Source organism: Aeromicrobium alkaliterrae (genome assembly GCF_039529015.1).
GTDB lineage: Bacteria > Actinomycetota > Actinomycetes > Propionibacteriales > Nocardioidaceae > Aeromicrobium > Aeromicrobium alkaliterrae.
Genome location: NZ_BAAAME010000008.1, coordinates 1 through 14,055, shown reverse-complemented (window position 1 = coordinate 14,055; position 14,055 = coordinate 1). Strand labels below are relative to the sequence as shown.

Annotated in this window: 13 protein-coding genes; all 13 read right to left on the bottom strand. The window is 67.4% G+C overall.

Going from position 1 to position 14,055, the window contains the following annotated elements:
* Positions 1–2,432, bottom strand: a 2,432-nt coding sequence (locus ABD127_RS17150; RefSeq protein WP_344203776.1) for an AAA family ATPase, incomplete at its 3' end; no start/stop codon positions are given.
* A 52-nt stretch (positions 2,433–2,484) separates the two neighbouring features.
* Complete coding sequence (locus tag ABD127_RS17145) at positions 2,485–3,129, bottom strand: hypothetical protein (protein WP_344203775.1); 645 nt, start codon at positions 3,127–3,129, stop codon at positions 2,485–2,487.
* Between the two features lie 5 nt (positions 3,130–3,134).
* Positions 3,135–4,484 carry a type IV secretory system conjugative DNA transfer family protein gene (locus ABD127_RS17140; protein ID WP_344203773.1) on the bottom strand — a complete coding sequence of 450 codons (1,350 nt, stop codon included), beginning with the start codon at positions 4,482–4,484 and terminating at the stop codon, positions 3,135–3,137.
* A gap of 74 nt (positions 4,485–4,558) precedes the next feature.
* The gene (locus tag ABD127_RS17135) at positions 4,559–4,969 is read right to left on the bottom strand and encodes a hypothetical protein (protein ID WP_344203772.1); all 411 of its coding nucleotides are present in this window, start codon (positions 4,967–4,969) and stop codon (positions 4,559–4,561) included.
* Between the two features lie 111 nt (positions 4,970–5,080).
* Complete coding sequence (locus tag ABD127_RS17130; RefSeq protein ID WP_344203770.1) at positions 5,081–6,616, bottom strand: peptidoglycan DD-metalloendopeptidase family protein; 1,536 nt, start codon at positions 6,614–6,616, stop codon at positions 5,081–5,083.
* A complete protein-coding gene (locus ABD127_RS17125; protein WP_344203768.1) occupies positions 6,616–8,118 on the bottom strand; it encodes an ATP-binding protein in 1,503 nt (500 codons plus the stop codon). The genes ABD127_RS17130 and ABD127_RS17125 overlap by 1 nt, the downstream gene beginning before the upstream one ends.
* Positions 8,118–9,626 carry an SCO6880 family protein gene (locus ABD127_RS17120; protein ID WP_344203767.1) on the bottom strand — a complete coding sequence of 503 codons (1,509 nt, stop codon included), beginning with the start codon at positions 9,624–9,626 and terminating at the stop codon, positions 8,118–8,120. Before ABD127_RS17120 ends, ABD127_RS17125 begins: the two co-directional genes overlap by 1 nt.
* 36 nt (positions 9,627–9,662) lie before the next feature.
* On the bottom strand, positions 9,663–11,111 hold the full coding sequence (locus ABD127_RS17115; protein WP_344203766.1) for a hypothetical protein: 1,449 nt from the start codon (positions 11,109–11,111) through the stop codon (positions 9,663–9,665).
* Between the two features lie 3 nt (positions 11,112–11,114).
* Positions 11,115–11,951, bottom strand: a complete 837-nt coding sequence (locus tag ABD127_RS17110; RefSeq protein ID WP_344203765.1) for a hypothetical protein — start codon at positions 11,949–11,951, stop codon at positions 11,115–11,117.
* A gap of 3 nt (positions 11,952–11,954) precedes the next feature.
* Positions 11,955–12,248 carry a hypothetical protein gene (locus tag ABD127_RS17105; protein WP_344203764.1) on the bottom strand — a complete coding sequence of 98 codons (294 nt, stop codon included), beginning with the start codon at positions 12,246–12,248 and terminating at the stop codon, positions 11,955–11,957.
* Positions 12,238–13,023 carry a hypothetical protein gene (locus ABD127_RS17100; RefSeq protein ID WP_344203762.1) on the bottom strand — a complete coding sequence of 262 codons (786 nt, stop codon included), beginning with the start codon at positions 13,021–13,023 and terminating at the stop codon, positions 12,238–12,240. The genes ABD127_RS17105 and ABD127_RS17100 overlap by 11 nt, the downstream gene beginning before the upstream one ends.
* Positions 13,024–13,034: 11 nt before the next feature.
* Positions 13,035–13,280 carry a hypothetical protein gene (locus ABD127_RS17095; protein WP_344203761.1) on the bottom strand — a complete coding sequence of 82 codons (246 nt, stop codon included), beginning with the start codon at positions 13,278–13,280 and terminating at the stop codon, positions 13,035–13,037.
* Positions 13,277–14,055, bottom strand: a 779-nt coding sequence (locus tag ABD127_RS17090; protein ID WP_344203760.1) for a hypothetical protein, incomplete at its 5' end; no start/stop codon positions are given. The genes ABD127_RS17090 and ABD127_RS17095, both read right to left, overlap by 4 nt.

Below are 14,055 nucleotides of genomic sequence, written 5' to 3'. Positions count from 1 at the left end.
GAGTCAGCAACCCACTGAAGATCGAAGTAGCCATCGACGTCGAGTTCCGTGACCGGTCGCTGGAGCTTGATGTCGAACTGGATCCTGGCATCGTCAGCCTCGATAGCAACGATGCTCCCCTTCAAGTTGTTGTGGATGAGGGGTTTGAAGCGATCGGTGTCCGCGAACAGGACCGGATCTCCGACCTTGTAGACGGCAGGACCCCAGGTAACTGAAGGATTAGGGTTGCTGGCTTGCAAGAACCTGTTGATGTTGTTGATGCCGTACAGGCCGTCGTAGTTAAGGGCCAAGATGATGTCGTCAGGCGACCGGCTAGCGAACAGAGACGCATCCAGACTTGTGGAGTACTTGTTTCGAGCAAGCGCTTCCGTGATTCCCTCATCGAGCTTTCGGACTTTCGTCCAGAGCTCTTCCAACGCGTCGTTGGAGCTGCGGTAGGGGGTGATCAGCTCGAAGACAGATGCTGGCGCGATGTAGGACCTGATGATGTTGAACCAGTTTCCGAATCTGATCGACTGGATCTGGAAGACGTCACCCACGAGGACCAACAGCTTGAACTTCGTTGTCTTCAAGACGGTCAAGAGGTCCGTGTTGCTAACGGTCGAGCACTCATCAATCACCAAAAGGTCGTACTCGCCGCTGGGACTGTACTTGTGACTCGCAATCGTTCGAAACGTCGCGTTCGGCGCAACGACTCGGCGACGTAGGTTGTCGACGGCCGGGTGGGTGTTGGCCAGGAAGAGCTTCTTCCTGTCAGCGAAGTAGTTGGCGATGTGGTCCACCATCCGGGTCTTTCCAGTACCCGCGGCACCGTAGACAAGCGCCACCCGAGAGTCGGTGAATAGAGTCGTGAGCGCTTCGCGCTTAGCGTCGTCGTCGACGACATGTGCCGTCGTGCCGAGCCATTGCTCAACGGCGTACATGTAGCCACTCACCCCTGTAGCGGCCTGATCTTGCAATTTCACGACGATGTCGTGCGTCTCGTCTTCGTAGCCTTGTATAAACACATGACCCTTGTCGAGGACAAGGTCTCTCGCGGGACGATGGGAGTGATACAGGCGGGAGTTGTATTCATCGATCAACTCACGCACGTCGCCAAGGTCTTCGAGCTCAGAGATCGGCGTGTACAGGACTCCCTGATCCTCAACGTTGCGATGAACGCGGCGTGCCAAGAGTTCGTGAGTTCGCTCGCTGGGGTCGAGAGTGGTGATCAGGTCCCAGAATCGTGGATTGTGCGCACGAAGCGCGGTGCAGAAGGGCATTTCGTCGAACGGAATGCATCCATAGTCGAGGTTCAAGCTGGACAGCCGGGAATTCGGGGTTGGACTCTTCTGAGCCTTCAGAACTTCGTTACGCATCCGGAGCAGAAGGTAGCGGAGCGTGTTGTGCCCGGGCTTCTTGGCTCGAATGATCCGCCGCGCCTCGTCCATCGCCGGAAAAATTTGAGGCGTCTGGGTGCTCGCCGTCCCACGACTCTTGAACTCGTCGTAGCGCTCAGGGCTGGCATCCACCAGGTCCAACAGGGTCGAGCCAGCGGTCAGGCTCCCCATGACGGATTTGTACTCGGGAGAGTCCGGGCGCACCTTCTTGACGTCGCGTCCAACGATGCGTGCGAAGTGCTCTAGCTCGCAGGGTCGAATCGAAACTTCCCAGTTGCGGATAAGGGTCACGGGCATCTGCTGACCGAAAACCTCGATACTGGCCGCCTGGAGCCCGAGGTTTGCGGAGTAGTTGTCCATGATGTCGATGTCCGTGAATCCCACGATGCGATCGGACTTGCTGACCCGGTTCACGGCCCGGTACAAGGTGACCTCGTAGTAGACGCGGCCGCTCGATACGAAGGGGCGGCACTTGTGGATGTAGTAGCGATCCCATCGGGCAGATGTGGCGCGTCCCGGCTTGTCAATCTGCGCAGCAATCTTGGCGTGGTACTCGGTGAGAGCCGGATCCTGGTCGAGCGGAAAGTCCTCGAGATTGCTGAGGATACTGACGCCGGCTCGGTCATGAGACAACGTGCGGAGACGCACCATGTACGCGTAGTAGCGGAGCATCAGGCGCTCGGATGTGTCTGCATCGAAGGTGTAGTGCGAGACGGATGGCTGAAGCAGCGCGTGGAACTTACTGACGAACCTCAGGTGCCCGTCGGCCTTCACCCATGCGAGTGCCGCCTGGATCGCCTGGTAGTCGTGCTCGGCATCGCCGCGCCCCTCGTGGAGCCGGACCGCCACACCCTCCACGAGGTTTCGCAATTGACTGAGCAGGTTCTGCGAGAGGAGTCCGCGCTGGGTAGCGAGCGACTCGATGTTCGCGTAGATGGCCGAGTCGATGGCCGCGATGTGCTGTTCGACTGTCGCCATTCGAACCTCCAAGGCACCGGCTTTAGCGTCGACGGGCCGGTAGTCGAATAGTAGCGAGGTCGCGTAGAGAGCCACCGACACTCAACCTTGCTTCTGGTGACCGGCCCGGCAGCCACGGACCGAGAGATCAGTCCAGGAGTTCGCCCGTTTGCGTGTCGACGACACTGAGACGGGGCGCGCCTTGTACCGTCGCCGCTTGGTCCGGCTCATTACTCAGTGTTTGGACGTCAGCGGCGTACGCCCGAGTGCGCTTGCGGACCTCGGGATCAGAGACGTGGTTGAGGTACCGGCTTCGCGAGGGCCACGGGGTGTGTTGGCGCTCGCAGTGTGACTGCATTCTGGATCGCATGCGCTCCAGGAATGCCGGCAGGGTGTATCGATGCCACTCCTCGATCAGGTCGCTGCTGAGTGCTTCATGGACCCGGTGCCGTTGGTCGGCCAGCACGGCTATCTCGTGGACGAGGTGTGGGTGGCGTGGCCAGCACGTCGGGATGATGCCAGCCGGATCGAAGACGTACTCGTGGTTGATCCAGGCCGCGACGCGGTCCAACCACTCCCAAAGGTCGACGCGCAGGACGGGGTCGGTGCAGGTCGCCGGCAACCAGGGACGCGGGAGATCTTTAACGTTCCCGAGCGCTGCGATCTCTTCCGGCCGGCCATTGGCAGCAATGGACAGTTCACGATAGGCAAGCCGTACCCGCGGAGGAGGCTTCGGGAACGGCAAGACCAAACGACCGTCTTCGGCTTCCGGAACCTCGCGTGCTGTGGTCACGTGGGTCACCTGCCGAAGCCGCGCCGCTGTGACTCGACCAGGGCTGCGGTGGCGCGGGCTGCGGGGTCGATCCGTTGATGGCGGGCGGACTCGACCTTGGTTCGTGCGGCTTCTTGTGCCCGCAGCAGGTCCCGACCGGGGGCGCCGTCAATGCAGCGATGCAGCTTGGCCAGGACAGGTCGCCCGTTCTCGGCGATGACCAGCGCTTGGCGTTGCTCGAGCTGGCGGATCTCTGCGCCGGTGAGGATGGGGATCTCGTCGCTGCTGCTCGAGCGACCAGCCACCGCGCCGCTCTGCCAGTTGAACCGGGTCACCCGGACTGGGCCAAGCAGGTCGGAGACCTCCTTGTTGAACACAATATCCTTGGAGCCGCCGAACAGAGCCAGAACGTTCGTCAGTCCAAAGAGCGCTCGAGCTTCCTGCTCGCTGAAGACCGCTGCGAGCTGACGCCACGTCTGGGCCGCGTAGATGAAGGACAGGCCGAGTGCGCGCTCGTTGGCCATGCGGGTGCGCAGTGTCGGTAGCGGCGCGGTCGACGGCAGCTCGTCGAGCACCGCCACCATCGGCGGACACAGCCGCCCGTGAGGTGACTTGTTGGCGAGCTCGAGGGCGGTGTCCAGGACGTGTTCGGCCACTGCCGTCATCAGCGGTGAGGCCGATGCGTAGGGGTCTTCGCGGCCGAGGAGATATATCGTGCCGCCGCGACCGATGACGTCGGCGACGTCGGTGGCTCGCCTCCCACGGCCAGGGACGCAGCGGCGACGGATGTCGCCCTGGAAGAACAGCGACATCGCCTGCTGGACGGTCGTCGCCGTGTTTGCTGCAGTGCGCTCATCGCCCCGGAGCGCCCCCTGCAGCAGCCCGTGCCAGAACGGTGCGGCGTGCGGGTGCTCGCGCAGGACCTCCTCCGGCTCGGTCGCTGCACGGGGGTTGGCAACCCACTCCAGGACGTCGTCGAGGTCCCGGCCGCTCAGCGCGGCAGCGTGGAAGAACGCCTGGATGACCTTGGACGCCTCGGCAGCGTAGAACCGTGCCGCGTCGTCGGTGTGCGAGGAGCCCTTGACCGTTCCGGCGGTGAACGCCTTCGCCCGGCGCTCGGCGAGCATCGGGTCGACGCACCTGGCGACCGGGTCGAAGACGAACTCCGGCAGCCCGGGCGCGAGACCGAACGGATCCAGCACCACGCACGGCCGGTCGTCGATCGAGCGGGCGTCGATCGTCAGCATCAGGTCGTCCACCTTGGTCAACGTCACAAGCGCAGCGCCGGGCGCCCCGAGCAACGCCGGCACGAGCACGTCGAGCGTCTTGCCCGAACCCTGCGGGCCGATGACGCCGGTCGTGCGGTCCCACGGCACCCACAGCTCCTTGCCGATGCGTGGCTCATGGGCCTGGCCGAGCTTCCAACCGACCTGCGTCGGGTCGAACGTCTTCATCGCCGTCCCCTTCCGGGCGCGGCGTGCAGATCGGGTCGCACGATGTGCGCGTGCTGGCGCAGGCGGGTCAGACCGAGGACCTGGTCGACCTCGACGGGCGTGGCCATGCCCCTGATGCGCCCCGACCCAAAGCGCCGCAACGTCACCACCGCACCCCACGTGGTGGCCACGAGGACGACCAGCTCGAGGAGGATCACCCAGACGATGACCGCTGTGCCGGAGGCGTGGTTAGCCGGGATCTCGCTGAGCCCTGCGGTCGGACTGCCGGTCAGGATCGCCGGCAGGCTGGTGAAGATCGACCGTGATTCCGGGAACGACCACGGGGCCCCGGAGAACCAATTCGCCACGGCCCTGGCCACGTGCACGGTGATGACCAGCACGAAGCTGACCACGATCACGACCCCCACGGGGATCTCCCACGACCAAGGGTAGGGGTTGGACCGCCTGTCCTGCTGCAAGTTCGCCATACTCCACAAGGCCCAAAACCCGCTTTCGGTGATCACTCCACCACCGGCTCATTAGGCGGGGGCGTCGACATTGCCGACGCGCCAGACCTCGTAGATGTTCTTGCCCGAGGAGCTGTAGGAGAAATTCCCGATGCCCGTCTTGGTGCTGCGAGCGTCGATCGTGGTCTGGGTGGCGGGGTCGTTGACGATCACGACGTGCCCGACCTGGTTGGGGCCCAGGTAGGAGTCCCAGAAGATCAGATCACCTGGGCGCTCCTGGCCAGGCTCCACGCGAAATCCGTTGCCCTGGGCGAGCCAGTCGCGCTGCGTGCCGGCGGTGCGGGGCATGTTGATGCCAATCTGCTTGAAGGCCATCTGGACCAGGCCCGAGCAGTCGAACTCGGCCGGTCCGGTGCCGCCGAAGATGTAGGGCTTGCCGGCCTGGGCGTTGGCCCACGTGAGCACGATCGCCGCTCGAGGGCCAGCCAGTGGCGACAGGCTGGGGTCGCCGTTGCCGTTGCCGTTGCCGCAGTTCTCGACGGCGCCCATGACGGTGCCGCCTCCGTAGGCGTGCGCGTAGGTCAGGACGTCGTTGACGTACCAGTCGGCGTGGTTGTAGGCGAAGATCGCGTCCCGAACGCCTTGCTCTCCCTTGGAGACGCCGCTGGCGGTCAGGTAGTTCGCGGCCGAGTAGATGCTGTCGGCGGCGTTGGTGATGTCGGCGCGTCCGTCGCCGTCGCCGTCGACGCCGTACTTGGCGAACGTGGCGGGCATGAATTGCATCGGTCCCTGGGCGCCGGCGCTGGAGACGCTCGTCAGCGCGCCGTGGCGGGTCTCGATCATCCCGACCGCCGCCAGCAGCGTCCAGGGCATGACGTACTTGTCGGCCGCGGCGACGTAGAACTGGCGCATGTTCTCGGGGATGGGTGCTGCCGGTGTGCTCGCGGAGTGCTTGACCGGAGTGCCCGGTGCGGGCAGGCCGAACCCGATCCCGGCGCTGGCGTCGTCGGCGGCCGGCGGGGGTGCTGCGACGGTCTCGACCGGTTGGCGCCCGTCCAGGACGACGCCCTGGGCGGCCATCCACGGCTTGGGGTCGATCGCCTGGCCGTTCTGTCGGACCTCGAAGTGCAGGTGGGCGCCGCTGACGTCGCCGGTGGCGCCTTCGACCCCGACCGGGGTGCCGGCCTGCACGCTCTGGCCGACCGTGACCGACGGGGTGTGTGCCAGGTGTCCGTAGCGGGTCTGGATGCCGCCGCCGTGGTCGATGAGGACCTGGTTGCCGTAGCCGCCGCGCCAACTGGCCTCGGTGACCGTGCCACCGGCGGCCGCGACGATCGTCTTGGAGCCTGTGGCGACCAGGTCGATGCCGGCGTGCATCTTGTAGACGTTCTGGGTGGGGTGCAGCCGCATCCCGAAGGTGCTGGTGATGCGGTAGGTGCCGGTCATTGGGGGGCGCCAGGCGCCGGCGGTGACCGCGACCGGTCCCCCGCACGACGTCGACGCGATCGCCGCTGGTGCGATCGCGCCGCCGGCGATCAGCGCCACGGCGACCAGCGGCATGACGAGCACGGCCACGATGGCCATGCCGATCCACCCTGCGGACTTCATCAGGCTGCGCCGGCGAGGTTCTCGTTGGTGAACGTCAGCTGGTGCTCGGCCGGGTGGAGGACGGTCTGCACCTGGTACAGCTGGTCCCCGACGCCCCAGAGCGCCCGGCCCTTGCCCTGCATGCCCCACCCCGTGACGAGGTTGCGGGCGATCTGCCCGAGCCCGAGCAGCTGCTCGAGCTCGTTGGCGACGCCCTGGTCCTGGCCGTGGAGGATCTTGATGTCGACCAGGTGCAGCAGGTCCTTGGCGATGTTCTGGGCCTGGCTGCCCGCGCTGCCGGCCGACAGCAGGTCTGACGGCTTATGGGCGACGGCGAACTGGATATCACCGTCGCGGCGCGACAGCCGCAGGTCGGCATCGAAGCTCTTGACTGCCTCGACACCGAGGCGCAGCTGCTTCCAGGACTCATCGCGCACCACGACGCGCATGTCACCGGGGGCCGCGAGCTCACGCATCCCCCGGCCCCACGAGTTGAGGCAGGTCAGCGCGATCCCGGTCGCCTCCTCACCCAACGGCTCCAGGCGCGACAGGCTGAGCGACTGGATCGGGGCGGTCCAGTCGATGTCGATGTTGGTGTGGTCGTCGAACAGGCCGGCCAGCGCGCCGGTGACCAGCTGGGCCAGCGCGTCGCGCAGCAGCCGCGTCTCGTCGAGGAAGTGACGCTCGGACTCGTACCGGGTCGAGGCGACCAGCTCGGGGGTCGGACTGTCGAGCAGGTGCCACAGCTCGGCGATCGTCGTTTCCTTCAGCCGGGTGCTGCCCCGGTCGTAACCGGTGAGCGTCTCCAGCGCCCGCTTGATGACCACTTCGTCAGACGGGCCGAACGGCACGTGCTGGGCGCCGACCTTCTGCGATCCGACCAACCCGCGCACGAGGGTCAGCCACCTCGAGAACACCACGGCGGAGCGCTCCTTCGCCTCCGTGGCGTCCAGCTGGTCCCATCCCTGCCCCAGCGGGCCGAGAGCCAGCGGGTTGATGCGCGTCAACATGCCTGGGCCGATGCTGAACGGCTGAACCCCGAACGCCCGGCACAGCGGCTCGTACTCGTCCTTCGGGTCGCCCAGGATCAGGGTGCGGTACCCGAAGTCCATCATCCGCAGGCAGAACGCCTTGGTCGTGGCGGACTTGCCGCGCCCGGGCTTTCCGAAGCTCATGATGTTGGGGTTGGTGACCGGAATCGAGTCGTCGAGCACCCAGCCCATCGGGTCGGCGTAGAACGCCGCGCCGGAGAGCTGGTCGATGCCCATCTGCGCCCCGGTGGGCGGCAGGCCGGGTGTGGAGATCCAGGGCCACAACGCCGGCGTCTGCTCTGAGGTCATCTGCCACTGCAGCACCGGCGCCCGGCTCGCCGACCAGCCCCGGTCGCGCTGGAAGCGTCCGGCGCGGGGGGCCGGGCGGAACAGGCGAGGCTCCTTCACCGCTTCCTCGGCCACCGCGGCGGCCGGCAGCTCGTGACCGAAGTCCGACAGCAGACGGCCGATGTCACGTCCCTTGGTGCCCATCATTTCGTCCCCCGGGCCAGTGAGACTCCGAGCGGGATCGTCGAGGCCGCGAAGGCCACGTCCTGGGCCAGGTCGAGTCGCAGCGGCGACAGCCCGGCGCGCCTGATCGACGAATCCAGGCGGCGGCCGGCTTCGCCGGCGCGCACGGTCTTGGGCACGGTCACCGTGGCCACGGCGTACGGCTGGGTCAGGGCACTGCCGCGGGCGAGCTTGGTGTCGAGGCGGCGCACCTTGTCGGCGTCCTCACGCTCGCGCGCCCTCTGCTTGACCTTGCCCTTCTCGCGCAGACCGTCAGCGATGTCGGCGCCGAACTCGCTGTTGCGGGCTTTGGTCTCGGCGCGAGCCTGGTCGAGGATCGGGAACGAGACCACCAGGCTGCGCCGTTCTCCCGGTTCGGTGGGGGTGATGATCGGCGCGAGCGCGCCCATCAGCATGCCTTTGTCGGGCAGCTTCAGTGTCGATGAGACCGAGTTCCAGGCGTCGTGCGAGTAGTGCCGCACGACGCTGTCGGCGCCCGAGGGTCCCGCCAGGGCCCACGGAACTTCAGCGTTGACGCCGGTGTCGCGTGCGGCCGCGTCGAGTGCGTTGACGATGCTCGCCCGATCGCCCGGCGCGAACCCGGTCCGGCACGCGGCCGCCAGCGCCGGCGAGGTCAGCCAGCTCACCTCGGTCATCCTGACCGAGGACTTCAGCTGTGCCTCGACCTCCCCAGCGAGCATGTACAGGCTCTGCGCGCGCCCGGCCAGACCGCCGCCGGCCTCCTTGGCCTCCTTAGCCAGGCGGCCCTCCGGCACCACGAACGTCACGAACGCCTCGGTGCGCACCGAACCGCTCGAGAGCGCCTCCTGGAGCTCGTCGTTGATCCGGCGAGCCAGCTGCGGCCCACCGTCGCGGCGGTGCTTGCTGACCCACTGGGTGCGCTCGGCACCGTCGTCGGGGACCGTGCGGATGGCGACCAATAGCTCGTCGATGAGCTCGGTCCGTGCGCTCATCTCGATCAACTCGGCCAACCCCAGTCCGTGCCGGTGACGGGTCGACGGGTCGGCCATGCCGATCCCGGGATGCACGATCGCCGCCGTCATCGCCCACGTGCGCGTGGAGTGGTTCTGGATGATCGCCAAGCGTGCCTGCTGCGGACCTCGCGGGGCACCCTCGTGGACCTCGACGCCGCTGAGCGGTCCCGGCAGGTCGGGAACCGCCAGAGCCGACTCCTGGCCGCGAGCAGCGCGGGAGCGGAACCGGGTCCGTCCCGCCATCGTCCCGAACGTGAACGCCGCCAGTGAGACCAGCCACCCTGTCGCGGACCGGCCCTTGACCGGCACCACGACCAGCGCGATCGTCAGCGCGCCGAGGAACGCCAGAGCGAAGAACTCGAGCACCGCCCCTCGGGAGAGGGCAATGATGGACGGGAACACCGCCGCGGTCACCGCGCCAACCTGGAGCCCGGAGAGGCCGAAGAACCAGCCAACCCGTGCTCGGCCGTAGTCGTTGTAGATGGTCGCGCTCATGGTGTCCTGCTTTCGTTGGTCGTTGTCGGAAAGGGGTCAGGCGACCGGGGGGATGCCACCGGCGGCCGCGGCACCGCCGCCGCCTGCAGCACCGCCACCACCGGCGCCACCACCGCCTTCGGGTGCGCCGCCACCGCCGGGTGGCTTCGAGCTGGGCGGGCTCGGCGGCGCCGGCGTTGCGGGCAGCTGCCCGCTCCCGCCGCCTTGCGAGGAGGTTTCGCCGTCGGTGTCGGCGGTGTCGCGCTGGTCGGGGTTGAACTGACGAGACCCGCCCTGCTGGTCGGGGAAGTAGTCACCACTGCCGACCGCGGTCTGGTTCATCTCGTCGGCGCCGACCGACGAGAGCTTGCCCGAGGCCGAGGTGAGCGCCTGGATCCCCTGCCCGTAGGCGCCGAGCATCTTGCTGATGCCGCCGGTCATCCGCGCCGACGTCGCGTCGCTGCCCGACTGCTCGCCCTGCGACTGCCCCGAGTCCGACGACGACGAGGCCGCCGAGCTCTGCCCACCACCGGACTGGCCACCGAGCAGGCCACCGAGACCGCCGGCGGCGTCCAGGCCGGCGCGCATGGAGGCGCCGCTGCTCGTGCCGGGGTCGACGAACGCCAGGAGCCGGAACAGCACGACCGGTGACCCGATCGAGATGACGATGATGACGATGGCCGGGAATGCCGTCCCGATCATCTTCTCGGTCGAGTCGGCCAGTCCCTGACCAACGCCGGCGGTCAGCTGCACACCGATGCCGAGGATCAGCACGCTCAGGACCGGGGTGAGGGCGGCGGCGTGGAACCAGCGCACCGACTTCCAGAACCAGGACTTGCCCGACTCCGAGACCAGGCCGGCCGCCGAGATGACTGACGTGCCGCCGAGGATCAACAGGGCGACCGCGCGCATGAGCATGATGACGAAGTGGCCGATGGCCGCGACCCAGAGGAAGATCCCCATGACACCCATGGCTGTGGCAAGGGCGACCTGAACTGAATCGGAGACGACGAAACCGAAACCGAAACCAAGTGGCTGCCACTCGTTCCAATTGTCGATGTTGAGCATCGACTTCATCAGGGCCTTGGTCAGGCCTCCTGCGGCGGCGACGATGGCCACGGAGTAGGCGATCCAGCAGAACCAGACGCCGACGAACTGGCCGGCGCCGAGCAGGACCCGGCCCAGGCTCTTGCCGTCGCGGCGGAACACTGCCACGCCGATCTGCGCGACAGCCATCAACGTCACCAGGGTGGCCGCGACCCAGAAGGTTGTCTTGTAGACGTCGGCTGCGGGGCCGTTCTCGCTGAGGTCGGGGGTCATGAAGTAGTCGACCGCGCTCAGGCACAGGCGCAGGATCCACAGGCCGGAGTCGAAGATGGCCCACATGATTCCCACCCAGGCGTTGGCGGCGGCCTCGCCGACGACGTCGCCGGCGATGCCGAATGGGTTCAGGGGGCCTAGGAAGTCCAGGGGGCCGGCTGCAGGTTGCACGAGTGCGGAGCGCATGGGTCAGTCCTTCGGCTCGAGGGTGCGCCAGCCCGCGTCGAGGCTGCGCTGAGAGTTGGGCCAGGTCGACGGTGCGACGGCAGGGGTGGTACCGGCGGCGATCTCCCAGCGGGTGCCGTCCCACTGCATCCGCTCGCAGTGGCCGAAACCGAAACGGGTCTTTTCGGCCAGCGAGATCTGCACGTCGAGCAGGACGCATGCCAAGACCCAGTCGTCGCCGTCGGTGCCCTTGATCTGACCGGCGGCCGGGATGGCGCTGGTCTCGATCGTGGGGTCGCCGTTGGTGGTTCCGGCTGAGGCATGGAAGGCCTGGATCGACTGAGCGATCGGCCATGTGAGGTAGTCCGCCTTGGGGTCGGACCAGCTCTGGAACACGAAGCGCGCGGCTTCGGTGTCCATGGGGGGAAGCGCCGCGATGACGATCGAGGTCAGCTGGGCCACCGCCCCTTCCGGGGTGTGGGGGTAGCCGGTCGGCACATCAGCGATGCCGGTGCCGGTCGCCCCGGGCATCATCAACGTTTTCGCCAGTTCGAGCGAGGGTGCTGCGGGGCGAAGGTCGGCCTCGGTGATCTCGAGCATCGGTGTCGCCGCGACGGCGTCGCGGTAGCCCTCCCCGCGGACGCCATCGGGTCCGGCTGGGAACTCCTCGGCGATCTCGGCGACGTCAGGTGAGTCGGGCTCAGTCGCCGAGGCCACGATGCGCACCGTCGCGTATCCCAGCCCGAGCACCAGAAGCACCGCCAGCGCCACGGCGCCGGCGAGCAGGGCCTGCAGTCGCTGACGCGACCACGGCTCGATCACCGCCGCCAGCTCCTGGCTCTTGCTTCGCTTGGCGAACATGGCTCACACGCAGCCGTCGCCGAGGATCGCCTGCAGCATGCCGGGAACGATCAGCAGGGCGATCGCGCTGATCATGACCACCACGACGGAGATGACGCCGACCTTGGAGGCATGGGTCATCGCGAACATGCGGCCGCCAACGACCGCGCCGATTCCGACGAGCGCGGCGACGCCCATCATGATGATGACGCCCCACATCACGTAGCCCTGCACCTGGTCGACGTGGACCTGGGCACCCGGCGGAGCGATGGGGCAGACCTGCGTCACGAGCTGGTTGCCGAGAGACTTAACGGACATGGGAGTTTCCTTCCAGAGGGTGAGTAGCAGCAGTGAGAACCGACTTCGCCGCCCGCAGGACTGCGGGGGGCAGGGGGGCGCGGTCAAGACCGGAGATCGCGAGGTGGCGGTCGTACGGGAGCGTGTGGAGTCGGCCGAGCTGCGCTAGCTGGACGACGGCGCCAGTCGCGGCCGCGGTAGTGGTGACGGTCTTGTGCCACTTCTTGTGGTCAGGGCCGAGCACGATCGCGTGCACGTCGTTGCGCCCGCACACGTTCATGGCGGACTCGAGAGCGCGTATGCCGGGTGCCGTGGCGGTGGTGGTCAGGACCAGCGGGTAAGTCGCGAGCGCCGCGGCGAGCCAAGAGCCTGAGGCGACGACACGCGTCAGGTCCCAGCCGATGTCTACCACCGTCAACGCCCGCTCGGTCGGCACCGGGGCCGGAACGTCCTCGGGACGTGCGTGGGAGCTGGTGGTTCTCTCGATCAGCACCAGGTCGCGTTGGCCCTGTCGCCATCCGGTCGCGTGCACGCCGAGCTCGGCGGTGGTGGCATCGGCCAGGCCAGTGGTGTGCATCGGGCCGGCCTCGACCAGGCGCACGACGGTTCCGGCAGTTTCGGCGAGGGCCATGGCGACGACTGTGGCGCCCACGCGTGCTGCGGCGCCGGCGACCACGATGACGGACTCAGCGGGGTCCCATGTCTCGCGCGTCGGCTGCGTGTGGCGTTGACCCGGCGGTCCCGTCTGGAACTCGCCGGACTCGAGCGCGGCGGCCGCCCGCTGGAGCTCGGCCAAGGAGTACGCCATCAGAGACCGCCGCCCATCGCGCGGCCGCGGCGAACGATCTCGTTGCGCAGTGCCGGCGCACCCAGCTGCGACAGTCGGACCTTGGCCGCCCGAGCGGCCTTGAGCCGGCTGAGTGCACCGTCGAGGTCGGCCAAAGCGGGTCCCTCTTGCGCGGCTGTGTCGAACAGCGCATCGATCTCGTTGTGGTCGCTCGACATCGTCATCACCTCGGCACACAAGGCCGAACGGCCATGTGTGGTGATCACGCTGCGGCCTGTTCGTGAAGGGCCCCGGCCGCGAACTCGGTCAGGTCGTGGAGGCAGCGGCGCAGTCGCCTCCGGATGGTGACCTCGTGCAGGCCGAGTCGATTGGCAACGACGGTGGCGGCGGCTCGACTTCCGAGCCCGCATGCTTGGCGCCGAGCGGGCGCTCCCTCGTGAAGCTCCAACTCGTCGGTCGCGATCGCAATGTCCACAAGAAGCTCGAGGTCCGATGGGGTGATGACCTCAGATCTGACGGCATCGTCCAAGAGCTCGAGTAGCTCAGATGCAGCCGTGCTCGGCGACGGCTGGTGCGGATCAATGACGATCTCCCAGGCACCCCACTGCGGGTCCCACGGGTTGGCGAATGCCCATGCCCGGTCGGCTCGCTTGCAGCCTTCGCCGAAGCCGAGCTCGGCCTGGACGGCGCGGCGGACAATCCGCAGGACGCACGGAGCGACGGGGGCGGGCTTCTCCCACTCAGCCTCGCGGCACGCGACCCAGAGCGCACTCGCCGTCAGCTCATCGGCACCACCCGAGTCTGCCGGCGACAACGCTTGCCGGGCGATCGAGGCCGCTCCCGGGCTGAGCAGCCATGCGAGGATCGTGGCAGCTAGCGGCTCGTCGTGGCCGCGGGGCGAGCCGAGTCGGGCGAGAGCCCGGAGCACGTCGTCGGTACGGGGGTCCCGGGTCCAGGACCAGGTGTCGAGGTCGAGGAGCTCGACTCCGATGTCGAGTGCGGGCTCCAGCTCGACCCAGTCATGCCAGCGGGTGTGTGCTT

Excerpts from the sequence above, each read along its gene's own strand:
- ABD127_RS17130 (WP_344203770.1), bottom strand. The coding sequence starts at position 6,616 with ATGAAGTCCGCAGGGTGGATCGGCATGGCCATCGTGGCCGTGCTCGTC.
- ABD127_RS17125 (WP_344203768.1), bottom strand. The coding sequence starts at position 8,118 with ATGGGCACCAAGGGACGTGACATCGGCCGTCTGCTGTCGGACTTCGGT.
- ABD127_RS17120 (WP_344203767.1), bottom strand. The coding sequence starts at position 9,626 with ATGAGCGCGACCATCTACAACGACTACGGCCGAGCACGGGTTGGCTGG.
- ABD127_RS17115 (WP_344203766.1), bottom strand. The coding sequence starts at position 11,111 with ATGCGCTCCGCACTCGTGCAACCTGCAGCCGGCCCCCTGGACTTCCTA.
- ABD127_RS17110 (WP_344203765.1), bottom strand. The coding sequence starts at position 11,951 with ATGTTCGCCAAGCGAAGCAAGAGCCAGGAGCTGGCGGCGGTGATCGAG.
- ABD127_RS17105 (WP_344203764.1), bottom strand. The coding sequence starts at position 12,248 with ATGTCCGTTAAGTCTCTCGGCAACCAGCTCGTGACGCAGGTCTGCCCC.